At 73.2% G+C, this 24,758-nt stretch carries 21 protein-coding genes; 2 read left to right on the top strand and 19 right to left on the bottom strand.

What is annotated here, in order from left to right:
• Positions 1-8: 8 nt before the first annotated feature.
• From nuoN to J3473_RS07190, 15 genes are all read right to left on the bottom strand, one after another.
• A complete protein-coding gene (gene nuoN, locus J3473_RS07260; RefSeq protein WP_207022581.1) occupies positions 9-1,568 on the bottom strand; it encodes an NADH-quinone oxidoreductase subunit NuoN in 1,560 nt (519 codons plus the stop codon).
• The gene (locus J3473_RS07255; RefSeq protein WP_207022497.1) at positions 1,568-3,109 is read right to left on the bottom strand and encodes an NADH-quinone oxidoreductase subunit M; all 1,542 of its coding nucleotides are present in this window, start codon (positions 3,107-3,109) and stop codon (positions 1,568-1,570) included. The genes nuoN and J3473_RS07255 overlap by 1 nt, the downstream gene beginning before the upstream one ends.
• A complete protein-coding gene (gene nuoL / locus J3473_RS07250) occupies positions 3,106-5,019 on the bottom strand; it encodes an NADH-quinone oxidoreductase subunit L (protein ID WP_030526715.1) in 1,914 nt (637 codons plus the stop codon). The genes J3473_RS07255 and nuoL overlap by 4 nt, the downstream gene beginning before the upstream one ends.
• Before the next feature lie 41 nt (positions 5,020-5,060).
• Positions 5,061-5,360: an NADH-quinone oxidoreductase subunit NuoK gene (gene nuoK, locus J3473_RS07245; protein WP_207022496.1), complete on the bottom strand. Its 300-nt coding sequence runs from the start codon at positions 5,358-5,360 to the stop codon at positions 5,061-5,063.
• Complete coding sequence (locus J3473_RS07240) at positions 5,357-6,127, bottom strand: NADH-quinone oxidoreductase subunit J (protein ID WP_030526713.1); 771 nt, start codon at positions 6,125-6,127, stop codon at positions 5,357-5,359. Before J3473_RS07240 ends, nuoK begins: the two co-directional genes overlap by 4 nt.
• The gene (gene nuoI / locus J3473_RS07235; RefSeq protein WP_207022495.1) at positions 6,124-6,741 is read right to left on the bottom strand and encodes an NADH-quinone oxidoreductase subunit NuoI; all 618 of its coding nucleotides are present in this window, start codon (positions 6,739-6,741) and stop codon (positions 6,124-6,126) included. The genes J3473_RS07240 and nuoI overlap by 4 nt, the downstream gene beginning before the upstream one ends.
• The gene (nuoH, locus tag J3473_RS07230) at positions 6,734-8,110 is read right to left on the bottom strand and encodes an NADH-quinone oxidoreductase subunit NuoH (protein WP_207022494.1); all 1,377 of its coding nucleotides are present in this window, start codon (positions 8,108-8,110) and stop codon (positions 6,734-6,736) included. Before nuoH ends, nuoI begins: the two co-directional genes overlap by 8 nt.
• Complete coding sequence (locus J3473_RS07225; RefSeq protein WP_207022493.1) at positions 8,107-10,581, bottom strand: NADH-quinone oxidoreductase subunit G; 2,475 nt, start codon at positions 10,579-10,581, stop codon at positions 8,107-8,109. Before J3473_RS07225 ends, nuoH begins: the two co-directional genes overlap by 4 nt.
• A complete protein-coding gene (gene nuoF / locus J3473_RS07220; protein ID WP_030526709.1) occupies positions 10,578-11,903 on the bottom strand; it encodes an NADH-quinone oxidoreductase subunit NuoF in 1,326 nt (441 codons plus the stop codon). Before nuoF ends, J3473_RS07225 begins: the two co-directional genes overlap by 4 nt.
• Complete coding sequence (nuoE, locus tag J3473_RS07215; RefSeq protein WP_256437930.1) at positions 11,903-13,087, bottom strand: NADH-quinone oxidoreductase subunit NuoE; 1,185 nt, start codon at positions 13,085-13,087, stop codon at positions 11,903-11,905. Before nuoE ends, nuoF begins: the two co-directional genes overlap by 1 nt.
• Entirely contained in the window at positions 13,087-14,466 is a 1,380-nt protein-coding gene (locus J3473_RS07210; RefSeq protein WP_207022492.1) for an NADH-quinone oxidoreductase subunit D, read from the bottom strand. The genes nuoE and J3473_RS07210 overlap by 1 nt, the downstream gene beginning before the upstream one ends.
• Positions 14,466-15,296 (bottom strand): NADH-quinone oxidoreductase subunit C, encoded by an 831-nt coding sequence (locus J3473_RS07205; RefSeq protein ID WP_084696536.1) that lies wholly within the window; start codon positions 15,294-15,296, stop codon positions 14,466-14,468. The genes J3473_RS07210 and J3473_RS07205 overlap by 1 nt, the downstream gene beginning before the upstream one ends.
• Positions 15,293-15,892, bottom strand: a complete 600-nt coding sequence (locus tag J3473_RS07200) for an NADH-quinone oxidoreductase subunit B family protein (protein WP_030526705.1) — start codon at positions 15,890-15,892, stop codon at positions 15,293-15,295. The genes J3473_RS07205 and J3473_RS07200 overlap by 4 nt, the downstream gene beginning before the upstream one ends.
• A gap of 40 nt (positions 15,893-15,932) precedes the next feature.
• Positions 15,933-16,295, bottom strand: a complete 363-nt coding sequence (locus J3473_RS07195; RefSeq protein WP_030526704.1) for an NADH-quinone oxidoreductase subunit A — start codon at positions 16,293-16,295, stop codon at positions 15,933-15,935.
• 246 nt (positions 16,296-16,541) lie between these two features.
• On the bottom strand, positions 16,542-17,246 hold the full coding sequence (locus tag J3473_RS07190; RefSeq protein WP_207022491.1) for a demethylmenaquinone methyltransferase: 705 nt from the start codon (positions 17,244-17,246) through the stop codon (positions 16,542-16,544).
• A 60-nt stretch (positions 17,247-17,306) separates the two neighbouring features.
• On the opposite strand from J3473_RS07190, the gene J3473_RS07185 reads away from it, so the two are divergent.
• A complete protein-coding gene (locus J3473_RS07185) occupies positions 17,307-18,626 on the top strand; it encodes an isochorismate synthase MenF (protein WP_207022490.1) in 1,320 nt (439 codons plus the stop codon).
• A 141-nt stretch (positions 18,627-18,767) separates the two neighbouring features.
• On the opposite strand, the gene J3473_RS07180 is transcribed toward J3473_RS07185, so the two are convergent.
• The 4 genes from J3473_RS07180 to J3473_RS07165 are packed head-to-tail and all read right to left on the bottom strand — an operon-like array spanning position 18,768 to position 23,213.
• Positions 18,768-20,003 carry a geranylgeranyl reductase family protein gene (locus J3473_RS07180; protein WP_207022489.1) on the bottom strand — a complete coding sequence of 412 codons (1,236 nt, stop codon included), beginning with the start codon at positions 20,001-20,003 and terminating at the stop codon, positions 18,768-18,770.
• Positions 20,004-20,050: 47 nt separating this feature from the next.
• The gene (menD, locus tag J3473_RS07175; RefSeq protein ID WP_242525734.1) at positions 20,051-21,781 is read right to left on the bottom strand and encodes a 2-succinyl-5-enolpyruvyl-6-hydroxy-3-cyclohexene-1-carboxylic-acid synthase; all 1,731 of its coding nucleotides are present in this window, start codon (positions 21,779-21,781) and stop codon (positions 20,051-20,053) included.
• Complete coding sequence (locus J3473_RS07170) at positions 21,778-22,953, bottom strand: hypothetical protein (protein WP_207022488.1); 1,176 nt, start codon at positions 22,951-22,953, stop codon at positions 21,778-21,780. The genes menD and J3473_RS07170 overlap by 4 nt, the downstream gene beginning before the upstream one ends.
• Positions 22,950-23,213, bottom strand: coding sequence for a hypothetical protein (locus J3473_RS07165; protein ID WP_207022487.1), 264 nt, complete (start codon positions 23,211-23,213; stop codon positions 22,950-22,952). The genes J3473_RS07170 and J3473_RS07165 overlap by 4 nt, the downstream gene beginning before the upstream one ends.
• Positions 23,214-23,349: 136 nt before the next feature.
• On the opposite strand from J3473_RS07165, the gene J3473_RS07160 reads away from it, so the two are divergent.
• Positions 23,350-24,747 carry a mycothione reductase gene (locus J3473_RS07160; protein ID WP_207022486.1) on the top strand — a complete coding sequence of 466 codons (1,398 nt, stop codon included), beginning with the start codon at positions 23,350-23,352 and terminating at the stop codon, positions 24,745-24,747.
• Positions 24,748-24,758 lie beyond the last annotated feature (11 nt).

Here is a 24,758-nt window from a genome sequence, read left to right as displayed (position 1 = left end):
ACCGGTGCTCACAGCAGGAACTGCGAGGCGTTGTTCGCGAGCTGCAGCACCACGGCCGGGGCGACGCCCGCGACGACGGTGATCGCGACACCGAGGGTGATGCCGATCGTCGACGGCACCGACGGCTGGAGGGCGACGACGCCCTCGGCCGGCTCAGTGAAGTACATGAGCACGATGAGCCGCACGTAGACGAACGCGGTGACCGCGGAGGCGAGGACACCGACGACGACCATGACGACACCCGAGGTGCCCGACTCGACGGCCGGCGCGAACGCCGCGAACTTGGCCGTGAAGCCGCTGGTCAGCGGGATGCCCGCGAAGGCCAGGAGCAGGAAGGCGAAGACGCCGGCGACGACCGGGTGGTTGCGGCCCAGGCCCGCCCACTGCGACAGGTGCGAGGCCTCGGAGCCGTCCTGGCGGACCATCGCCACGATGGCGAAGGCGGCGATGGTCGTCGCGCCGTAGGCCAGCAGGTAGAACATCACGCCGCCGATCGCGCTCTGCGAGAACGCGAGCACACCGACGAGGATGAACCCGGCGTGGGCCACCGACGAGTACGCGAGCAGGCGCTTGACGTCGGTCTGCGTCACCGAGAGGACCGCGCCGACGACCATCGTGAGGATGGCGATGACGACGACGCCGATCTGCCAGTCCCAGCGGTTCGCGCCGACACCGACGTAGGTGAGGCGCAGGATCGCGCCGAACGCCGCGAGCTTGGTGCAGGCCGCCATGAAGCCGGTGACCGGGGTCGGCGCGCCCTGGTAGGCGTCCGGCGTCCACGAGTGGAACGGCACCGCGCCGACCTTGAACAGCAGGCCCACGAGCACGAGCACGACGCCCGGCAGGAGCAGGCCGTCGAGGTCGCCCGAGTTGGTGCGGATGGCCGTCGCGATGGCCGCGAGGTCCGAGGAGCCGGCGTAGCCGAACAGCAGCGCCGCCCCGAAGAGGAAGAACGCGCTGGAGAAGGCCCCGAGGAGGAAGTACTTCAGGGCCGCCTCCTGCGAGAGCAGCCGGCGCCGGCGGGCCAGGCCCGTCATGACGTAGAGCGGCAGCGAGAGGACCTCGAGCCCGACGAAGAGCGTGATGAGGTCGTTCGCCGAGACGAAGACCATCATCCCGAGCACCGCGAAGAGCGTCAGCGGGAAGACCTCGGAGGTCGCGTACCCGGCGCGGGTCGCCGCGTCCTCCTGGTGCGAGCCCGGCGTCGAGGCGCCCATCGGCGTGAACGCGTCGGAGCCGGTGCCGCCGAAGCGCTCGGCCATGACGAGGACGCCGATCGTCGCGAGGAGCAGCAGCGTGCCCTGGAGGAAGAGCGAGACCCCGTCGACGGCGACCGAGCCACCGAGGGTGATCGACTGGTGGTCACGGCTCCACACGGCGAGGACGACGAGGGCGGCCACGAGGACGCCCGTCGTCAGCCAGACCTGGATGGCGTGCCGCTTCGCCCGGGGCGCGAAGGCCTCGACGAGGACACCGACGAGGGCGCCCGCGACGACGAGGAACATCGGCAGGACCGCGAGGTAGTCGATGCTCACGGCCTTGAACTCGGCCGGCATCACGCTCGGCATCACTTGGCACTCCCGGAGGCGTCGGTGGCGGCGGCCGGGTCGGTGACGCCGACGATCTGCAGCGTCTTGTCCACGGCCGGGTTGATGATGTCGAGCACCGGCTTCGGGTAGAAGCCGAGGACGACGAACGAGGCGATGATCGGCGCGACGACCCACCGCTCGCGCGAGGAGAGGTCGCGCGGGGCGCTCCCCTCGGCGAAAGAGGGCTTCGGGCCGGTCATGACGCGCTGGTACATGAGGAGGATGTACAGCGCGGCGAGCACGATGCCGAGCGCCGCGATGACGGCCGCGACCTTGTAGCGCATGAACGTGCCCTGGAGCACGAGGAACTCGGAGACGAAGCTCGACAGGCCGGGCAGCGCCAGCGAGGACAGGCCCGCGATGAGGAAGGTGCCGGCGAGGACGGGCGTGACCCGCTGCCAGCCGCCGTAGTCGGGGATGCGCTTGCTGCCGTGCCGGGTCACGAGGAAGCCGGCGATGAGGAACAGGCCGGCCGTCGAGAAGCCGTGGTTGACCATGTAGAGGGTCGACCCGGCGCCGCCGACGCTCGTCATCGCGAAGATGCCGAGGACGATGAAGCCGAAGTGGCTGATCGAGGTGAAGGCGATGAGCCGCATCATGTCGGTCTGGCCGATCGCGAGCAGCGCGCCGTAGATGACCGAGATGACCGCGAGGGTGATGACCACCGGGGTCGCCCACTGCGAGGCCTCCGGGAAGAGCTGGAGGCAGAAGCGGATCATCCCGTAGGTGCCGACCTTGTCGAGGACGCCGACGAGGAGCACGGCGGTCGCCGGGCGCGACTCGGTGGCGGCGTCCGGCAGCCAGGTGTGGACCGGCCACATCGGGGCCTTGACCGCGAAGGCGATGAAGAAGCCGACGAACATCCAGCGCAGGGCGGCCGTCGAGCCGTCCATGCCGCCGATGAGGTTCTCGACGAGGAAGCCGTCCTGGCCGCCCGGGCCCGCGAAGTACACCGCGATGACCGACACGAGCATGACGAGCCCGCCGGCGAGCGAGAAGAGGAGGAACTTGACCGCCGCGTACTGCCGCTGCGGGCCGCCGTACAGCCCGATGAGGAAGTACACCGGGATGAGCATCGCCTCGAAGAAGACGTAGAAGAGGAAGACGTCGGTGGCGGCGAAGACGCCGACCATGAACGCCTCGAGGACGAGCATGAGCGCGAAGTAGCGCTTGAGCCGCCCGGCCTCGGCCTCGGGGACGTCGTTCCAGGCCGCGAGGAGGCAGACCGGCACGAGGATCGCGGCCATGACGATGAGCGCCAGCGCGATGCCGTCGACCCCGAGCGCGTACGAGACGCCGAACTGCGGGATCCACGCGTGCGTCTCGGTCAGCTGGAACATCGCGGTCGACCCGGAGTCGAACGCCACCCACGCGAGGACCGCGAGGACGAGGGTCACCAGCGAGGCCCCGAGGGCGACCGGGCGCGCGAGGCGCACCGAGCCGTTCGGCAGGGCCGCGACGACGACCGCGCCGAGGACCGGCACGACCATCATCAGGGTGAGGAGGGGCAGGGAGGTCACTGGATCACCCACAGAGCACCGAGGACGGCGACGACACCGGTGAGCATCGTCAGGGCATACGACCGGGCGTAGCCGGTCTGGAGGCGACGCAGCCTCGAGGAGAACCCGCCGACGAGGGCGGCGAGGCCGCCGGCCGCGCCGTCGACCCCCTTGCCGTCGACGTAGACGAGCGAGCGGGTCAGGTGGATGCCCGGCCGCATGAACAGGCCCTCGTTGACGGCGTCCTGGTAGAGGTCGACGCGCGCCGCGCGGGTGAGCACCGAGCCGCGCGGGGCGACCTCGGGCACGTCCTCGTTCCAGTACTGCCGCCACGCGAGGAAGATCCCGACGGCGACGAAGAGCAGGGTCAGGCCCATGAGCACCGGCACCGCGAGCACCGGGTGCTCCTCTCCGTGCTCGCCGACGACCGGCGCGAGCCACGAGACGATCGGGGCGGTCTCGGCGAACGGCCACGCCAGCAGGAGGCCGAGGAAGGCCGAGCCGCCGGCGAGGACCATCATCGGGACGGTCATGATCTTGGGCGACTCGTGCGGGTGCACGTCATCGGTCCAGCGCTTCTCGCCGTGGAAGGTCATGAAGAACAGGCGCGACATGTAGAAGGCGGTGACCCCGGCGCCGACGAGCGCGGCGGTGCCGAGGACCCAGGGCTGCCAGCCCTCGCCGACGAAGGCGGCCTCGATGATCTTGTCCTTGGACCAGAAGCCCGAGAACGGCGGGACGCCGAGGATCGCGAGCCAGCCGAGGCCGAAGGTTGCCCAGGTGATCTTCATGGCGCCCGACAGCCCGCCGAAGCGGCGCATGTTGACCTGGTCGTTCATGCCGTGCATGACCGACCCGGCGCCGAGGAACATCCCGGCCTTGAAGAAGCCGTGCGTCAGCAGGTGGAAGATCGCGAAGGCGTAGCCGACCGGGCCCAGGCCCGCCGCGAGCATCATGTAGCCGATCTGGCTCATCGTCGAGGCCGCGAGGGCCTTCTTGATGTCGTCCTTGGCGCAGCCGACGACCGCACCGAAGACCAGCGTGATCGCGCCGACGATCGCGACGGCGAGCGCGGCGTCCGGGGCGGCGTCGAAGATGACGTGCGAGCGCACGACGAGGTAGACGCCGGCGGTGACCATCGTCGCCGCGTGGATGAGCGCGGACACCGGCGTCGGGCCGGCCATCGCGTCACCGAGCCAGGACTGGAGCGGGAACTGGGCCGACTTGCCGCAGGCCCCGACGAGCAGGAGCAGGCCGATCGCCGTGAGGGTCGACTGGTTCGCGCCCGCGACGCCCTCGTTGACGGTCGCGTAGTCGACGCCGCCGAAGGTGATGAACATCGTCATGATCGCGATGGACAGGCCGAGGTCGCCGACGCGGTTGACGAAGAACGCCTTGTTGGCCGCGCTCGCGTAGGCCGGGTTCCAGTTCCAGAAGCCGATGAGGAGGTAGGACGCCAGGCCCACGCCCTCCCAGCCGACGAAGAGGAGCAGGTAGCTGTCGGCGAGGACGAGGACGAGCATCGCCGCGACGAAGAGGTTGAGGTAGGCGAAGAAGCGCCGCTTGTCGGGGTCGTGCTCCATGTACCCGAGCGAGTACACGTGGATGAGCGAGCCGACGAACGTGATGAGCATGACGAACGCGACCGACAGCGGGTCGACGAGCATCCCGAGGTCGAGGTCGAACGACCCCGCCGGCACCCAGCTCCACAGCGTCAGGTGGTGGGCGCGCGCCCCCGCGTCCTGGCCGAGCAGCTGGACGAGCACGACGACGCCGACGCCGAAGCTCGCCCAGGACAGGCCCGTGGCCAGCGCGGGGCCGACCTTGTTCGTGCGGCGTCCCCCGAGGAGGAGGATCGCCGCACCGAGGAGGGGCAGCGCGACGAGCAGCCACGCGACCGACGCGGCGCCGGTCGCGGGGGCCGCGGTCATCGCGTCGCCCTCGGTGATCAGAGAGTGCACGTCCTACTCCTTCAGAGCTTCAGCAGGTTCGCGTCGTCGACCGAGGCCGACCGGCGGGACCGGAAGATCGCCATGATGATCGCGAGGCCGACGACGACCTCCGCGGCCGCGACGACCATGACGAAGAGGGCGAGGACCTGGCCGTCGAGCGAGCCGTGCATCCGCGCGAACGTCACGAAGACGAGGTTCGCGGCGTTGAGCATCAGCTCGACCCCCATGAACACGATGATCGCGTTGCGCCGGGTGAGGACGGTGGCCGCCCCGACGGCGAAGAGGATGGTCGCCAGGTAGATGTAGTTGACCAGGCTCATCGCTCGCCTCCTTCGCGCACGTCGCGCTCGATCTGGCGCTCGCCCTCGGTGTAGACCTCGGGCGAGCGGTTCTGGTCGCGGGCGGTGAGCACGCGCGAGACGGACAGCTCCGACGGGGTGCCGTCGGGCAGGAGGGCCGGGGTGTCGACGGCGTTGTGGCGCGCGTAGACACCGGGCGCCGGCAGGCCGGCGAGGTGCTCGCCGCCCTGGAAGCGCCGCTTGCTCCATTCCTTCTGGTTCGGGCCCTTGCCGAGGCGCTCGCGGTGGGCGAGGACCATGGCGCCGAGGGCCGCGGTGATGAGCAGCGCGCTCGTGATCTCGAAGACCCAGACGTAGCGGCCGAAGATCAGCTGCGCGACGCCCGACACGTTGCCCTGGTCGGCGTTGATCGACGCGACGCCGACCGGGTCGCCGAGGGCGACGTGGCCGACCGAGAACCCGAGCAGTCCGCCGAGGCCGAGCACGAGGACGACGGTGGCCCAGCGCTGGCCGGACAGCGTCTCGACGAGGCTGTCGCTGGAGTCGACACCGACGAGCATGAGCACGAAGAGGAAGAGCATCATCACGGCGCCGGTGTAGACGAAGATCTGGATGACGCCGAGGAAGTCGGCGTCCTGCGCGATGTAGAAGACGCCGAGGATGATCATCGTCAGGGCCATGCCGAGGGCGGCGTGGACGGCCTTCCTCGCGAAGACCAGGCCCAGGGCCCCGAGCACCGCGAGGGGCCCGAGGATCCAGAACATGACCTCCTCACCGGTGCCGGTCACGAGCCCACCTCCGCGTCCTGCTCGCCGCCGGCGCGGGCCGCGACGACCTCGCGCTGGCTGTCCGTGGCCTCGGTGACCTTGCCGAGGTAGTAGTCGCGCTCCTCCATGCCGTCGGCCATCGGGAACGGCGGCTGGAGCATGCCCGGCTGGAGCGGGGCGAGGAGCTGGTCCTTGGTGAAGATGAGGTCCGCGCGGTTGTTGTCGGCGAGCTCGTAGAAGTTGGTCATCGTCAGCGCACGCGTCGGGCACGCCTCGATGCACAGCCCGCAGAAGATGCAGCGCAGGTAGTTGATCTGGTAGACGCGGCCGTAGCGCTCGCCCGGGCTGAACCGGCCCGCGCCGCCCTCGGCGTCGTCGTTGTTCGCGCCCTCGACGAGGATCGCGTCGGCCGGGCAGGCCCACGCGCACAGCTCGCAGCCGACGCACTTCTCGAGCCCGTCGGGGTGGCGGTTGAGCTGGTGGCGCCCGTGGAAGCGCGCCTGGGTCGGGCGCTTCTCCTCCGGGTACTCCTCGGTGATGACCTTGCGGAACATCGTCGAGAACGTGACGCCGAAGCCGGCGACGGGGGCGAACAGGTCGGAGAAGAAGCCGGACTTCTTCTGCTCGTCAGCCACGAGTGGCCTCCTCGGTCTCGGGACGGGCGGCGAGGGCGGGGGCGAGCGAGGGCTCGCGCAGGCGCTGCCCGGGCATCGGAGGGACGGGGTGCCCACCGGCGTAGGGGTCGATCTCGTCGGGCACGCCCGGGTGCATCGAAGCCTCCTTGCGCTCGGCCCGGCTGTCCCACAGCCAGCCGGCGACGAGCGCCGCGACCGCGATGATGCCGACGAGGGCGAGCGAGAAGGTCGGGAAGCTGCGGCCCGCGACGACGACGTCACCGCCGAGCCAGCCGTTCTGGCCGGCGCGGAAGAACGCGACGAGGACGACCCAGCCGAGCGTCGTCGGGATGAGGAACTTCCACCCGAAGCGCATGAACTGGTCGTAGCGGACGCGCGGGAGGGAGCCACGCAGCCAGACGAAGACGAACATGAAGGCCCACAGCTTGGCGGTGAACCACAGGACGCCCCACCAGCCCTCGTTGAACATGCCGCCGTTGATGGCCGCGATGCCGGGAGGCGCCTCGGGCCCGCCGAGGAACATCGTCGTCGCCAGGGCCGCGACGGTGAACATGTTGATGTACTCGCCGAGGAAGAACATGGCGAAGCGCATCGAGCCGTACTCGGTGTGGAACCCACCGGTCAGCTCGCCCTCGCCCTCGGCGAGGTCGAAGGGGAGGCGGTTGGTCTCGCCGACCATCGTGATGACGTAGACGAAGAAGCTGAAGAACGCCGGGACGATGAACCAGAGGTCGCGCTGCGCGCCGACGATCTGCGAGGTCGACATCGAGCCGGCGTAGAGGAAGACCGCCACGAGCGAGAGGCCCATCGCGATCTCGTAGGAGATCATCTGGGCCGACGCGCGCAGGCCACCCATGAGCGGGTAGGGCGAGCCGGAGGACCAGCCGGCGAGGACGACTCCGTAGATGCCGATGCCCGCGACGGCGAGCACGAGGAGCACCGCGACGGGGGTGTCGGTCAGCTGGAACGGCGTCGTGTGCCCGAACATCGACACCTCGCCGGCCAGCGGCATGATCGAGAACGAGACGAAGCACATCGTCGCCGTGATGAGCGGCGCGAGGGTGAAGACGAACGCGTCGGACGCCTTGGGCCGCACGTCCTCCTTGAGCATCGACTTCATGCCGTCGGCGAGGGTCTGGAGCAGACCGAACGGGCCGTTGCGGTTCGGGCCCGGACGCTGCTGCATCCGACCGATGACGCGGCGCTCGAACCAGATGACGAGCAGCGTCGAGACCAGCAGGTAGACGAAGATGATCAGCGCCTTGACCAGGCTGAGCCACAGCGGGGTGTCGCTGAAGTCGGCCGCGGGGTTGTCGGTGCCCGCCGTGGCGAGCGTGCCGAGACCGGCCAGCGCGGTGACGGTGCTCATCGCGCACCCTCCTTCGAGACGGTGACGAGCGCACCGGGTGCGCCCGCGAGGGTCGCCCGCAGGTCGCAGCCCTGCGAGTTGGTCGGGAGCCAGACGACGTGGTCCGCCATCTCGCTCACGAGGACGGGCGCGGTGACCGTGGTCTGCGCCGCGCGCACGGTGAGGTGGTCGCCGTCGACGACGCCGAGCGCCTGCGCGGTGGACTCCGAGATGCGGGCCACGGGCTTCGGGGCGGTGCCCGCGAGGAACGGCTCGCCGTCCTGGAGGGTGCCGCGGTCGAGCAGGTGGCGCCACGTCGCGAGGACGAGCGTGCCCTCGGTCAGCTCCGGGACCTCGCCGGCCTCGGCGACCGGGGCCGCCGGACGCGCGCCGGCCCACGGGCCGAGCGACTGCATCTCGGACCGGACCTCGCGCAGCGTGCGGGTCCCGAGGAACTCGCCCATCTCGTCGGCGAGCATCTCGAGCGCGCGGTAGTCGCTGACGTAGGAGGTGTCGAGCGCGGCCTCGAAGGCGCGGACCCGGCCCTCCCAGTCGACGAACGAGCCGCCCTTCTCGGCGTGCGCCGCGACGGGCAGGACGACGTCGGCGTGCTCGGTGACCGCCGAGCGGCGGATCTCGAGGGAGACGACGAACGGGGCGGCGAGGGCCGCGGCCGCGGCGTCGCTGCCGAGGTCGGCCGGGTCGACACCACCGACGACGAGGGCGCCCAGCTCACCGGAGGCGGCCGCGGCGACGATGCCCGCGGTGTCGCGGCCCGGTGCCTCCGGCAGCGCGGCGACCTGCCACGCGGCGGCGATCTCGGCGCGGGCGGCGGCGTCGGCGACCGGACGGCCACCGGGCAGGAGGGTCGGCAGCGCGCCGGCCTCGAGCGCCCCGCGCTCGCCCGCCCGACGCGGCACCCACGCGAGGCGCGCGCCGGTGGACTCGGCGAGGGCGGCCGCCGCGCTCAACGCGCCGGGGACCATCGCGAGCCGCTCGCCGACGAGGACGATGCCGCCCTCGCGCAGGCCGCGGGCGGCCTCCTCGACGACCTCGGTGCCGGACCCCTCGGCCAGGGCGCCCAGCACCTCGGGCTCGGTGCCCGGGGCGGTCGGGATGAGGGTGCCGCCCATCTTCGCCAGCCCGCGCGTGGCGACCGCGGAGACGGCGAAGACGCGGGTCTTGTGCTTGCGGTAGGCCTTGCGCAGGCGCAGGAACACGATCGGGGACTCGTCCTCGGGCTCGAAGCCGACGAGGAGGACCTGGCCGGCCCGCTCGAGGTCCGTGTACGTGACGGCGCCACCCTCCGGCCCCGTGCCGACGACGGTCGAGGCGAGGAAGTCCGCCTCCTCGGCCGAGTGCGGGCGGGCGCGGAAGTCGACGTCGTTCGTGCCGAGCACGGTGCGGGCGAACTTGCCGTAGGCGTAGGCGTCCTCGGCGCTGACGCGACCGCCGACGAGCACGCCGGCCTTCGCGCCGCGCAGGCCCTCGGCCGCGCGCTCGAGCGCCTCGCGCCACGACGCGACGCGCAGCTCGCCGTCCTCGCCGCGGACCATCGGGTACTCCAGGCGGTCGGCGGTGCTCGCGTAGGCGAAGGCCCAGCGGCCCTTGTCGCAGTTCCACTCGTCGTTGACGAGCGGGTCGGCGGTCGCCATCCGGCGAAGGACCGTGCCGCGGCGGTGGTCGGTGCGGGTGGCGCAGCCGCTCGCGCAGTGCTCGCAGACGCTCGGGGTCGACACGAGGTCGAACGGGCGGCTGCGGAAGCGGTAGGCCGAGCCGGTCAGCGCGCCGACCGGGCAGATCTGGACGGTGTTGCCCGAGAAGTAGGACTCGAACGGCTTCTCCTCGTAGATGCCGACCTGCTGCAGCGCACCGCGCTCGACGAGGGCGATGAACGGGTCACCGGCGACCTGGTCGGAGAAGCGGGTGCAGCGCGCGCACAGGACACAGCGCTCGCGGTCGAGCAGCACCTGCGAGGAGATGTTGATCGGCTTGGGGTAGGTGCGCTTGACGTCCTCGAAGCGCGAGGTGCTGCGCCCGTTGCTCATCGCCTGGTTCTGCAGGGGGCACTCGCCGCCCTTGTCGCAGACCGGGCAGTCCAGCGGGTGGTTGATGAGCAGCAGCTCCATGACGCCCTTCTGCGCCTTGTCGGCGCCCTCGGACGTGTACTGCGTCTTGACGACCATGCCGGGGGCGACGGTCATCGTGCAGGAGGCCTGCGGCTTCATCCGGCCGGGCGGGCCCTGCATCTGCGTGGGCTCGCCGGGGGTGCCGTCCGGGCCCGGGCGACCGGGCATCCAGACCTCGACGAGGCACTGGCGGCAGGCACCGACGGGGTCCAGGCCCGGGTGGTCGCAGAAGCGCGGGATGTCGATCCCGGCGGTCTCGGCGGCGCGGATGATGAGGGTGCCCTTGGGCACCGACACCTCGACGTCGTCGATGGTCAGCGCGACGAGCTCGACCGGGGCCTGGGTCTCGGGCGTGGCAGTCATGCGGAGACGGTCTCCTTCGCGCCGCCGGCCGTCGCCCACAGGGTCGAGGCGGCCCGGTCGAACGGGCAGCCTCCGTGGGTCAGGTGGGCGACGTACTCGTCACGGAAGTACTGGATCGAGCTCGTGATGGGGCTCGTCGCGCCGTCACCGAGGGCGCAGAAGCTGCGGCCCAGGATGTTGTCGCAGATGTCGAGGAGCTTGTCGAGGTCCTCCTCGCTGCCCTCCCCGTGCTCGAGCCGGCCGAGGATCTGCTTGAGCCACCACGTGCCCTCGCGGCACGGGGTGCACTTGCCGCAGGACTCGTGCTTGTAGAAGTCGGTCCACCGGTCGACGGCGCGCACGACGCAGACCGTCTCGTCGAAGACCTGGAGGGCACGGGTGCCGAGCATCGAGCCGGCCGCGGCGACGTTCTCGAAGTCGAGCGGCACGTCGAGGTGCTCGTCGGTGAAGAGCGGGGTCGAGGACCCGCCGGGGGTCCAGAACTTCAGCTTCTTCTCCGGGTCGCGCATCCCGCCGCAGAGCTCGATGAGCTCGCGCATCGTGATGCCGAGCGGGGCCTCGAACTGGCCGGGGTTCTTCACGTGGCCGGAGACCGAGAAGATGCCGAAGCCGGTGGACTTCTCGGTGCCCATGCCGGTGAACCAGTCGACGCCCTCGAGGATGATCCCGGGAACGGAGGCGATGGACTCGACGTTGTTCACCGACGTGGGGCGGGCGTAGAGGCCCGCCGCACCCGGGAACGGCGGCTTGCTGCGCGGCTGGCCGCGGCGGCCCTCGAGCGAGTCGAGGAGCGCGGTCTCCTCGCCGCAGATGTACGCGCCGGCGCCGGCGTGGACGGTGATGTCGACGGTGCGCCCGGAGCCCTTGATGTCGGCGCCGAGCAGGCCGGCCTCGCGGGCCTCCTCGACCGCGCGCAGGAGGCGGCGGTAGACGTGGACGACCTCGCCGCGCAGGTAGATGAAGGCGTGCTCGCAGCCGATGGCGATCGAGCTGATGATGATGCCCTCGATGAGGACGTGCGGGTTCGCCATCATCAGCGGGGTGTCCTTGCACGTCCCCGGCTCGGACTCGTCGGCGTTGACGACGAGGTAGCGCGGGCCGCCGTCCGGCGGGGCCATGAAGGACCACTTCATGCCGGTCGGGAAGCCGGCGCCGCCGCGGCCGCGGAGGCTGGAGTCCTTGACCATCGCGAGGATGTCGGCCGGCTCCATCGAGAGGGCCTTGTCGAGGGCCCGGTAGCCACCGCCGTCGCGGTAGGTCGCGAGCGTCCAGGACGTGGGGTGGTCCCAGTCGCGGGTGAGGATCGGGGTCAGCGCGGTCATCACTTGCCCTTCCCGTCGCTGTCGTCGGTGTCGTCGCCGGTGGCGTCGAAGAGGGTCGCCTCGGGCGAGGCGTCGTGGTCGGTCGGGACGCTGGCCGTCTGGGCCGAGACGACGGCGCGGCGGGCCTTGCCGGTCGGCTCGGACTTCTGGCCGGGGGCGACGTCGACGGCGTCGGCCTTCGCCTCGGCCTGGCGGGCCACGCCCTGGACGCCGTCACCCGTCGAGACGACGGCGGGGCCCTCGTCCTTCGTGGGGGTCGCGTCGTCGCTGTCGTCCGCGGCCTTCGCGTCGCCCTCGTGCTTCTCGCCGGGGGTGTCGTCGGTCTCGTCACGCTGCGCGGCGGGCTCGGTCTTGTCGGCCTTGGCGTCGTCGCTGGCCGGCGTGGTCTCGGTGCTGCCCGGGGCCTCGTCGGTGGCGGCGGGCGCGGACCCGGAGCCGTGCGCGGAGGCGGAGGCGTGCGCACCCTCGCCCTCGGGGGCGCTCCAGCCGTTGCGCTGGGCGATCTCGAGGCCGAGGAGCGAGGCCGGACCGGCGCCCACGCCCTCGTCGGCGAGCCCGTCGGAGAAACCGGCGAGCGTGCGGCTGACCTGCTTGAAGGTGCACAGGCGGTTCGGGCCGCGGGTGGGGCGGACCTCCTTGCCGGCGCGCAGGTCGTCGACGAGCTCCTTGGTGGAGTCCGGCGTCTGGTTGTCGAAGAACTCCCAGTTCGCCATGACGACCGGCGCGTAGTCGCACGCGGCGTTGCACTCGACGCGCTCGAGGGTGATCTTGCCGTCCTCGGTCGTCTCGTCGTGGCCGATCCCGAGGTGCTCCGAGACGGCGTCCCAGATCTCGTCGCCGCCCATGACCGCGCAGAGGGTGTTGGTGCAGACGCCGACCGTGTACTCGCCGTTGGGGTGGCGCTTGTACTGCGTGTAGAACGTCGCGACCCCGCTGACCTCGGCGGTCGTCAGGTCGAGCAGCTCCGCGCACAGGTCGATGCCCCGACCGGTGACGTAGCCGTCGACCGACTGCACGAGGTGCAGCAGCGGCAGGAGCGCCGAGCGCTTCTGCGGGTAGCGGGCGATGACCTCCGCGGCGTCGGCGCGGAAGGTCGCCTCGACGTCGGCGGGGTAACGCTCCTTGGACTCCTCGGGCACCGTGAGGTGACCGGAAGCGGACTGCAGACCGAAGTCGCCGGCCATCAGCGGTCGACACCTCCCATGACGGGGTCGATGGAGGCGACGGCGACGATGACGTCGGCGACCTGCGAGCCCTCGCACATCGCGGCCGTGGCCTGGAGGTTGTTGAAGCTCGGGTCGCGGAAGTGCGCCCGGTAGGGGCGGGTGCCGCCGTCGGAGACGGTGTGGCAGCCCAGCTCGCCCTTCGCGGACTCCACCGCGACGTAGGCCTGGCCCGGGGGGACCCGGAAGCCCTCGGTGACGAGCTTGAAGTGGTGGATCAGCGCCTCCATCGAGGTGCCCATGATCTCGCGGATGTGGTCGAGGCTGTTGCCCTGGCCGTCGCCGCCGACCGACAGCTGCGCCGGCCACGCGATCTTCTTGTCCTCGACCATGACCGGCTGGCCGTCGGTGCGCTGGAGGCGCTCGAGGCACTGCTCGACGATCTTCAGCGACTCGTACATCTCGTCGATGCGGATGCGCAGGCGGTCGTAGGCGTCGCAACCGGTGCGGGTGACGACCTCGAAGTCGTAGGTCTCGTACCCGCAGTACGGCGTGGCCTTGCGCAGGTCGTGCGGCAGGCCGGTCGAGCGCAGCACCGGGCCGGTGACGCCGAGGGCGATGCAGCCGGTGAGGTCGAGGTAGCCGACGCCGACGGTGCGGCCCTTGAGCAGCGGGTTCTCGTTGAGGAGCTTCTCGAGCTCACCGAGGCCGGTGCGCAGCTCGGCGATCACCTCGCGGACCATGTCGACCGCGCCGTGGGGGACGTCCTGCGCCACGCCGCCGGGGCGGATGTAGGCGTTGTTCATCCGCAGGCCGGTGATGGCCTCGAAGACGCGCAGGATGCGCTCGCGCTCGCGGAAGCCGACGGTCATGACCGTCGTCGCGCCCATCTCCATGCCACCGGTGCCGAGGGCGACGAGGTGGGAGTTGACGCGGGTGAGCTCCATCATCATGACGCGGATGATCGAGGCGCGCTCCGGGATCCGGTCCTCGATGCCGAGCAGGCGCTCGACCGAGAGGCAGTAGGCCGCCTCCTGGAACATCGGGGTCAGGTAGTCCATCCGGGTGCAGAACGTCACGCCCTGCGTCCAGGTGCGGAACTCCATGTTCTTCTCGATGCCGGTGTGCAGGTAGCCGATGCCCGCGCGGGCCTCGGTCACCGTCTCGCCGTCGAGCTCGAGGATGAGCCGGAGCACGCCGTGGGTCGACGGGTGCTGCGGGCCCATGTTGACGACGATCCGCTCCTCGTGGAGGGCGGTGGCCTCGTCGACGAGGTCGTTCCAGTCGCCGCCGGAGACGGTGAAGACGCGCGCGCCCTCGGTGTCGTCGTCGACGGATGCGCCGTAGGGGTCGGTGACCGTGAGGTCCTCGGCGACGGTGTCGTGCTCGTGGGTCGTCATCAGCTGTACGCCCTCCGCTGGTCCGGCGGCGGGACGGTGCCGCCCTTGTACTCGACGGGGATGCCGCCGAGGGGGTAGTCCTTGCGCTGCGGGTGGCCCGGCCAGTCGTCGGGCATGAGGATGCGGGTCAGGGCCGGGTGGCCGTCGAACTCGATCCCGAACATGTCCCAGGTCTCGCGCTCGTGCCAGTCGTTGCCCGGCCAGATGCTCACGAGCGAGGGGACGTGCGCGTCGTCGTCGGGGCAGGTGACCTCGAGGCGGACCCGGCGGCTGCCGTGGGTGATCGACAGCAGCGGGTAGACGACGTGGAGCTCACGCCCGGTCTCGCCGGGGTAGTGGACGCCGGAGGCGCCCATGCACATCTCGAAGCGCAGGCCCGGGTGGTCGCGCAGGACGCGGGCGACCTCGAGGAGGTGCTCGCGCCGCACGAAGACGGTCATCTCGCCGCGGTCGACGACGACCTTCTCGACGGCGGCGCCGAGACCGGGGCCGGCCTCGAGGGCGGTGCCGAGGAGGTCGGCGACCTCGTCGTAGTAGCCGCCGTACGGGCGGGGGGAGGCGCCGGGCAGGAGCGTCGGGGTGACGAGGCCGCCGTAGCCCGTGGTGTCCTGGCCGCGGGTCGCGCCGAACATGCCGCGCCGCTCACCGATCTGCACCGGCTCGGAGTCGGCGCCGGCGAGCTCGACGACGCGGCCGCCGCCGGTGTGCTGCGCGGTGTCGGACGAGCGGGGGTCGTCGTCGGTGCGGGTGGCCGCGGTGTCGAGGGCCTTGTCGGGCACCGGGGCGCCCTCGCCGCTCTCGAGGTGCTTGGGGTCCTTGGCGTCGCTCATGCGAGGAGGTTCTTCCCGGCCGGCGCCGCGAGGTGCGCGAGGTGGTCGTGGGTCGGCGCCATGAGCGAGGTCGGGGTGGCGCGCAGGGCGGCCTCCTCGGCGGCGCGGGCCGCGGCGACGCGGTTGACGCCGAGCTTGCTGTTCTGGATCTGGTCGTGGAGCTCGATGATCGCGTTGAGCAGCATCTCGGGGCGCGGCGGGCAGCCCGGCAGGTAGATGTCGACCGGGATGACGTGGTCGACGCCCTGGACGATGGCGTAGTTGTTGAACATGCCGCCCGAGGAGGCGCAGACGCCCATCGAGATGACCCACTTGGGGTTCGGCATCTGGTCGTAGACCTGGCGGACGACGGGCGCCATCTTCTGGCTGACCCGCCCGGCGACGATCATCAGGTCCGCCTGGCGCGGCGTGGCCGAGAACCGCTCCATGCCGAAGCGGGCGATGTCGTAGTCGGGCGTGCCGACGGCCATCATCTCGATCGCGCAGCAGGCGAGCCCGAAGGTCGCCGGCCAGATCGAGGCCTTGCGCATGTACCCGGCGACGTTCTCGAGCGTCGTCAGGACGAACCCTGCGGGCAGCTTCTCCTCGAGTCCCATCACGCCTCCTCGGCGGTGTTGACGGTTGTGCGGGCGGTGCTCAGTCCCACTCGAGCCCACCCCGCTTCCAGACGTAGGCGTAGGCGACGAACACCGTGATGATGAACAGGACCATCTCGACGAGGGCGAACAGGCCCAGCTGGTCGAAGGCCACGGCGAACGGGTAGAGGAAGACCGACTCGATGTCGAAGATGATGAAGAGCATCGCGGTCAGGAAGTACTTGATCGGCACGCGCCCACCGCCGGCGGCGCGGGGCGTCGGCTGGATGCCGCACTCGTAGGCCTCGAGCTTGGCGCGGTTGTAGCGCTTCGGTCCGACGACCAGGCTCGTCCCCACCGACAGCGCCGCGAAGCCGAAGCCGAGCGCCAGGAGGATGAGGAGGGGGACGTAGGGGTTGCTCATCGCGGGCGAACTCCCCTTTCGCTGCTCGGGTGCGACGGGTGGTCGACGGGCGCCGGGGCCGCACACGGCGTCCCCGCCATCCTAGGGGCGATGACCGACGGCGCACCCAGGGGCGTCTCGCCCCCGGCCACGGCGCGTCGAGACGCGCGGTCAGTGCAGGTCACAGGTCCCTCGGATGCTTGTGAACGTGTTCACGAACGGTCGGAAGTCTAGGACGCCCCTCGCGACGCCCGAACTGAGGTATGCCTAACCCTCGACGACCGGCTTGGTCGCGCGGTGCAGGGCGACGATCCCACCGCTCAGGTCGCGCCACTGGACGGCCCCCCAGCCGGCGTCCGCCACCTGCCGGGCGAGACCCCGCTGGTCCGGCCAGGCCTGGATGGACTCGGCGAGGTAGACGTAGGAGTCGGGGTTGGAGCTGACCGCGCGGGCGATCCGCGGCAGCGAGCCCATGAGGTAGGTCGAGTAGACGCGGCGGAAGGCCTTGTTCGTCGGGCTGCTGAACTCGCAGACCACGAGGCGGCCTCCGGGCCTGGTCACCCGGAGGAACTCGCGCAGGGCGACGGACGGCTCGGCGACGTTGCGCAGGCCGAAGCTCATCGTCACGACGTCGAAGGAGTCGTCGGCGAAGGGCAGGCGCATCGCGTCGGCGGCGGTGAACCCGAGGTCCGAGCGGCGCCGGTGGCCGACGCGGAGCATCCCGAGGGAGAAGTCGGCCGGGACGACGTCGACGCCGGAGTCGGCGAACGGCTCGCTGCTCGTGCCGGTGCCGGCGGCGATGTCGAGGACGCGCTGGCCGGGCCTCGCGTCGCACGCGGCGACGACGGCCCGGCGCCACAGCCGGTCCTGGCCGAGGGAGAGGACGTCGTTCGTCACGTCGTAGCGGTCGGCGACGTCGTCGAACATCGACGCGACGTCGCGGGGGTCCTTCTCGAGGGAGGCGCGGGACATGGTGGCCATCCTCCCACCGATGCCGGAGGGCCCCGCACCGCGCCGTATCGTTGTCTGCTGATGACCTCGCTCCCCGCGGGCCGGCCGGCCCCCTCCGCACCGGCGGTGCACGCCCCGGCGGCCCCCCTCGTGGCCCGGACCGTGCCGCTGGACGCCGCGCTCGCCGCGGACCTGCTGGCCGTCCTCCCGGCGGGCGGCCCGACCGACGCGTGCTCTTGGGTGCGCCGCGGCGAGGGCCTCGTCGGGTGGGGCCGCGCCGCGTCGCACGTCGCCGTCGGGCCCGACCGGTTCGGCGAGCTCGAGCGCTGGTGGAGCGGGCTCGTCGACGGCGCCGTCGTGCGCGACGAGGTCGACCTGCCCGGCACCGGCCCGGTGGCCTTCGGGTCCGTCGCCTACGCGGCCGGGTCGGCCGAGGGCGGCACGCTCGTCGTCCCCGAGGTCGTCGTCGGACGTCGCGGCGACGTCGCCTGGCTGACGACGATGAGCGCCGGCGCCGCCGTCCCCGGTGCGGCCGAGGTCGCCCCGCAGCCGGCGCCCCCGCGCCCCGTCGACGTCGCCTTCTCCGACGGCGCGCTCTCCCCCGCCGACTGGTCCGCCGCCGTCGCGACCGCCGTCGCGCGCATCACCGCCGGCGAGCTCGACAAGGTCGTGCTCGCCCGCGACCTCGGCGTGACGACCCGCTCGCCGCTCGACGTCCGCTGGCTGATGCACCGGCTCGCGGAGCGCTACGACACGACGTGGGTCTTCGCGGTCGACGGCCTCGTCGGCGCGACGCCCGAGCTGCTCGTGCGCCGCGAGAAGGGGCTCGTGACGTCGCGGGTGCTCGCGGGGACCATCCGGCCGACCGGGGACGACGCCCACGACCTCGCGCTCGCGGCGTCGCTGGCCCGCTCGTCGAAGGACCTCGAGGAGCACGAGTACGCGGTGCGGTCCGTGGCCGACGCGCTGGCGCCGCACTGCTCGTCGATGAACGTGCCCGAGGCGCCCTTCGTCCTGCACCTGTCCAACGTCATGCACCTGGCCACCGACGTGGCCGGGGTGCTCGTCGACGACACCTCGTCGCTGACCCTCGCAGCCTCGCTCCATCCCTCCGCGGCCGTGTGCGGCACGCCGCGGCTCGTCGCCGACGACGTCATCACCGAGCTCGAGCACATGGACCGCGGGCGCTACGCCGGCCCGGTCGGGTGGATCGACGCCGCCGGCGACGGCGAGTGGGGCATCGCCCTGCGGTGCGGGGCGGTGGACCGCGACGACGCCTCGCGGATGCGGCTGTTCGCCGGCTGCGGCATCGTCGCGGGGTCCGACCCCGACGACGAGCTCGCCGAGTCCTCGGCCAAGCTCGTGCCGATGCGCGACGCCCTCACCGCCGACGCCCCCTGACCGCGGCCCCTTCGCGTCGAGTGCGGAAGCGGCGGCCCCGGCGACCGCCTGCGCCCTCGACTCAACGGAGTCTCGCGTCGAGTGCGGAAGCGGCAGCCCCGGCGACCGCCTGCGCCCTCGACGCCACGGGGTCGGGGTCGGTCAGGTGAAGGGCGGGCGGGCGTCGACGGCGACCGAGCGCCGTCCGGCCCAGCGCCAGATGCGCGCGGAGGCGTCGCGGTCCTCGTCCGTGATGAGGTTGCCCATCCAGCGCAGCGCGAGCGTCATCAGCCAGTCGCTGCGCATGCCGACCGGGCCGAGGGCGGCGAGCGTGCGCGGCACCGTGAAGATCGCCGCCATCCGCCGGGCGATGGAGAACGCCTCGCCGTAGTGGTCGCGCAGCAGCGCCGGCCACACGGTCGCGAGGTCGTCGTCGAGGTGCAGCGCCGCGAGCCGGCCGGTCTCGAGGCCGTAGTCGATGCCCTCGCCGTTGAGCGGGTTGACGCACGCGGCGGCGTCGCCGACGAGCGCCCAGTTCGGTCCGGCCACGTTCGACACGGCGCCGCCCATCGGCAGCAGCGCGCTCGTCGGCATCCGCTGCTCGCCGGTCAGCCCGAAGTCGGCGCGGCGCTCGTCGGTGTACCGGCGCATGAGCGGCTTGATGGCGACCTCCGCCGGGCGGCGGGTCGTGGCCAGCGTGCCGACGCCGACGTTCACCTGCCCCCCGCCGAGCGGGAAGATCCAGCCGTAGCCGGGCAGCGCCTCGCCGGCGTCGCCGCGCAGCTCGAGGTGGCTGGAGATCCAGGGGTCGTCGGCCCGGTCGGAGTCGACGTAGCAGCGGCCGGCGACGGCGTAGACGGTGTCCTTGTGCCACTCGCGGCCGAGGACCTTGCCCAGGCCCGAGCGCACCCCGTCGGCGACGACGAGGCGCTCGCACTCGATCTCGTGCGTGCTGCCGTCGTCGCGGCGGAAGGTGACCGACCGGACGCGGCCGCCCTCGAGCGAGGCGTCGACCGCCTTGGCGCCCTCGACGCCGGTCGCGCCGGAGTCGAGCGCGGCCTCGCGGATTCCGGCGTCGAGCTCGGTCCGCGGCACGGCCGAGCCGTGCGACGGCAGCGTGCCCCCCGGCCAGGGGAGGTGCAGCGTCTGGCCGAAGCCGTGCGCGCGCAGGCCCTGGTTGACGGTGTGCGAGCGCACCCAGTCGCCGAGGCCGAGCCGGTCGAGCTCGGCGACCGCGCGCGGGGTCAGCCCGTCGCCGCAGGTCTTGTCACGCGGGAAGGTGGCGGCGTCGGCGAGCACGACGTCACGGCCGGCGCGCGCGGCCCAGGCCGCGGCGGAGGCGCCCGCGGGGCCGGCGCCGACGACGAGGACGTCGGTACGGGTGGGGGTGGTCGGCACGGGTCGATTCTCGCAACCGCGGGCGCCGTGGCCGAATCGGCCCCCGGTCAGCTGTCGAGGGTGCGGGCGGCGAGCGCCCGGAGCGCGGCGTGCGCGTCGCGATGGGTCGAGCGGTCGAGGCGGACCTCGACGACGCGCAGCCCGTCGGGGCGGCGGGCGACGGCGGCGGCGAGCGCCTCGCGGTCGGCGACGCGCTCGTGGGCGACCACGTGCGCCCGGCACACGGCGGCGAGGTCGGTACCGGTCGGCGTCCCGAAGACGCGCTCGAACGAGTCCGCACGCTCGGGTGCCCCGTGCTCGAGGGTGGTGAAGATGCCGCCGCCGTCGTCGTTGACGACGACGAGCGTGAGGTCGGGGCGCGGCTCGTGGGGTCCGACCAGCAACCCGTTGGCGTCGTGGAGGAAGGTCAGGTCCCCGAGCAACGCGTGGGTCGGGCGGCCGGTCCCGAGGGCGACGCCCACGGCCGTCGAGACGACGCCGTCGATGCCCGCCAGCCCGCGGTTGGCGTGGACCCGGACGCCGACGTGCGGGTCACCGGTGCGACCGGCCGTCGCGAGGTCGAGGTCGCGCACCGGGTTGGACGAGCCGAGGACGAGGACCCCGGCGGCGGGGAGGGCGTCGTGGACCACCGCCGCGACCGCGAGGCCGCTCGGCCAGGGCAGGCCCTGCGCGGCGACCGCCTCGGCGAGCCGCCGGCCGGCCTCGTGCCACGACCGCGCCCAGTCGCCGGGGGCGACGGGGTCGGCACCCGCGTCCGCGTGCAGGGCCGCCAGGGGATGGACCACCGCCGCCACGTGCGAGGGGTCGGGCCACGTGGTCGCCCCGGTGACGACCTCGACCCGCACCCCCGGCCGGCGGAGCACGGCCGCCACCGGCCGGGCGAGGGTGATCCGTCCGACGACGAGGACGCGCTCGGGCAGGTGCGCGTCGACCCACCCGGTGGCGGTGAGCAGGAGGGGCCCGTGCGGCAGCGTGGCCGCCCGCGCGGACGGACCGGCGAACGGTTCCGCGACGACCGGGTACCCGCGCGACGCCGCCCAGGCGACGGCCTCGTCGCCACCGCCCCCCGGCAGGTCGCCGACCACGACGAGGGTGCGCTCGACGTGCTCGATGCTCCCTGCCGGCGCCGTGGCGACCGCGGGCCGCACCGCGGTCCACGGCCCGTCGTCCGGCCGCCCGGTGAGGTGCTCCGGCAGCGGCTCGGGCCCTCCGGCCCCGGGCGCGAGCGGGTCGCGGAAGGCGACGTCGAGGTGGACCGGCCCCGGCTCGCCGCCGGTCGAGCCCTGCGCCGCGGCGAGCGCCCGGCAGACCGTGGCCCGCCACCAGGCGCCCCGGCCGTCGCCGTCCACCGGGACGGCGTCGGGGGCGGGCACGTCGGCCTCCCAGCGGACGGCACCGGCGAGCATGCCCGGCTGGCGGGTCGTCTGGTTCGCGCCGCTCCCCCGCAGCTCGTGCGGGCGGTCGGCCGACACGACGACGAGGGGCACGCCGGTGTGGGAGGCCTCGAGGACGGCCGGGTGGAGGTTCGCCACCGCGGTGCCGGAGGTCGTGACGACGAGCACCGGGCGGCCGGAGCCCTTCGCGAGCCCCAGCGCGAGGAAGCCCGCCGACCGCTCGTCGACCCGCACGTGCAGCCGCAGCCGACCCGCCCGGTCGGCCGCGAGCAGCGCGTAGGCGAGCGGGGCCGAGCGCGAGCCCGGAGCGAGGACGGCGTCGCGGACCCCGCCGCGCACGAGCTCGTCGACGAGCACGGTGGCGAGCGCGGTGGAGGGGGTCACGGGCCGCGATTCTGCCAGCCGGCCCCGGGCGGTGTCCGGGCCCCGCGCGTGACGACGACCTCGCTGACCCCGAGCACCGGCCGCCCGAGCACGGACCCCGCGGACGCCTGCCACGCGCGCAGGCCCGGCACGGTGCCGAGGGGCGCTCCGGCCGCCGCTCTCACCGTGCGCTCGTAGCCCTCGAGGCCGTGGCGGGCCACGTCGACCGGCGGGCCGGCGCCGACCCGCAGCGTGAGCCAGGACGCACGCGCCGGGTTGGGGGCGAGGTCGAGCGTCGGCACCGGGTCGTCGGCGTGCTCGACGGACAGGACGCGCACGTCGTCCGGTATCTCCACGAGCCCGATGGGTGCGCCGGTGGTCAGGACGTGGGTGACCCGGTGCCCGCGCCGGAAGCCGTCGTCGGCCGCGAGGGACGCGGCGTGCAACCCACCCTGGCTGTGCCCGACGAGGATCACCGGCTCGGTCGCGAGCGCACCCGGCGGCAGCGCCCGGCGGCGGGCGGACGCCGCGCGGGCCGCGTCGAGCGCGGCCACGACGCCGGCCCCGGCGACCGTCGCGTCGCCGGTGACCGCCGCGAGGTCGGTCGTCAGGTCGAACGGCTGCGGCCCGGCCCGCGGGGACCACGACTGCGTGCCCGGCACGACGACGACCCAGGCCGACCCGCCGCCCGGGGCCGCGACCTCGACGACCCGCACCCGCCCCCCTGCGAGCCCGTCGCCGAGCGCCACGAGGTCGCCGGGGGCGGCGAGCGTGCGGGGCGGCCACCGCGGCGGCACCTGCTCGACCACCACCCGGGCGCCGGTCTCGTCGAACCACCCGACCGAGGCGCCCCGTGCGACCCCGGAACGCACCCCCGCGAGCGCCGCCGCCGCGAGGTCCTCGGCCCCGGCGTACGCCACGGCCGCCAGCCGCAGCCGGACCGCCAGGGCGTCGAGCGCGAGCGCCTCGCCCCACAGGCCGGCCGGACCCGCCACCCGCGCGGCGTCCGCCTCGACCCCGATCCACGCGCCGAGCACGCCGACCCCGGGCAGCCCGCCCCGGCCCAGGCTGGTCGCCAGCCGGGCCGCCCCACCGGCGACGGCCGACCCCTCGTCGCGCAGGACCTCGGCGGTCGAGGCCAGCGCACCGGCCCAGGCCAGCAGGGCCTCGGACCGCACGGCCACCCGCGTCACGAGGCCCTCCCCAGCCCGTCGTCCGCCGAGGCCCGCAGCGCCGACGCGAGCGCGCGCAGCGAGCGTGCCAGCCACGCGAGCTCGTCGGCGAGGGCCACCAGCCGGGTGCGACGCGTGTCCACCGACGCGCGCAGGGCGTCCGCCGCCGGGCCCTCCCACCACTCGCCGGACGACCGCGCCAGGGCGCCCGCGCGCAGCCCGACGACCTCGACCGCCTCCTCGACCCGCCGGGCCAGCGCCTCCACCTCCGCCACGTCCACCGCGGCCTCCTCCCGTCTCGCCTGCCCCGACCCCACCCCACGGGCCCGTGCCCGCACCAGCACCGGCGCGCGGTCTGTGGACGAGAGGCCGCCCACCGCCGCCCTGTGGACGACCGGCACCACGTAGCGTGGCGCCATGCCCCACCACGACCTCGTGATCATCGGCAGCGGCTCGGGCAACTCGCTCCTCACCCCGGAGCTCGAGGGCCTCGACGTCGCGATCGTCGAGAAGGGGACCTTCGGGGGGACCTGCCTCAACGTCGGCTGCATCCCCACGAAGATGTTCGTCCTGCCCGCCGACCGCGTCGTCGAGGCCGAGGACGCCCACCGGCTCGGCGTCACCTTCGACCGGCCGCAGGTCGACTGGCCGGCCATCCGCGACCGCGTCTTCGGCCGGATCGACCCGATCTCGCACGGCGGTGAGGACTACCGCGCCGGCCAGGAGCACGTCACCCTCTACCGCTCCCGGGCACGCTTCACCGGCCCCCGGACCCTCGTCCTCGACTCCGGCGAGGAGGTCACCGCCGAGCGCGTCGTCGTCGCCGCCGGCAGCCGGCCCGTCGGCCTCGCCCTCGACGGCCTGACCGGCGCCGACCCCGCGAACGGCGTGCACACCTCCGACACCGTCATGCGCCTGGACGCCCTGCCCGCACGGATGGCCGTCGTCGGCGGCGGCTTCGTGGCCTGCGAGATGGCCCACGTCTTCTCGGCGCTCGGCGTCCACGTGACGCAGGTGCAGCGCTCGGGCCGGCTGCTCATGGCCGAGGAGTTCGAGGTCTCCGAGCGCTACACCGAGGTCGCGCGCTCGCGCTACGACGTGCGCCTGTCGACGACCGTCACGAGCGCCGAGCACGTCTCGGGCGTCTGGCGGCTGGGCACCGAGGGGCCGGAGGGCGCCGCGCACGTCGAGGCCGAGGTCGTGCTCCTCGCCGTCGGCCGCCGTCCGAACAGCGACCTCCTCGATGCCGCCACGGGCGGGCTCGACACCCACCCCGACGGGCGGCTCGTCGTCGACCGGCAGGGGCGCACGAGCGTCCCGCGCGTCTGGGCGCTCGGTGACATCAGCTCCGAGCACCAGCTGAAGCACGTCGCCAACGGGGAGGCGCGGATCGTCGCGCACAACCTCGCGGTCGACCTCGGCCGGCTCGACGGCCCGCCGCACGAGGCCGACGACCGGCCGGTGCCCCACGCCGTCTTCGGCCACCCGCAGGTCGCCTCGTTCGGCCCGACGGCGGCGCAGCTGGAGTCCGACGGCACCGAGTTCGTCACGTACACGCAGAAGGTCGGCGACGTCGCCTACGGCTGGGCGCTCGAGGACACCACCGGGGTCCTGACCCTCCACGCGACCCCGGACGGCCGCCTCCTCGCGGCGCACATGGTCGGGCCGCAGGCGTCGAGCATCGTCCAGCCCCTCGTCCAGGCGGCGAGCTTCGGCCAGCACGTGCACGACGTCGCGCGCGGGCAGTACTGGATCCATCCCGCCCTCGCCGAGGTCGTCGAGAACGCGCTGCTCGGGCTGCCGCTCGAGCGCTGAGCGCGGCCGGC

The sequence above is a fragment of the Phycicoccus sp. DTK01 genome, assembly GCF_017312765.1.
Lineage (GTDB): Bacteria > Actinomycetota > Actinomycetes > Actinomycetales > Dermatophilaceae > Phycicoccus > Phycicoccus jejuensis.
The sequence above is the reverse complement of the archived record's forward strand: the minus strand, read 5'-3'. Positions and strand labels throughout refer to the sequence as shown.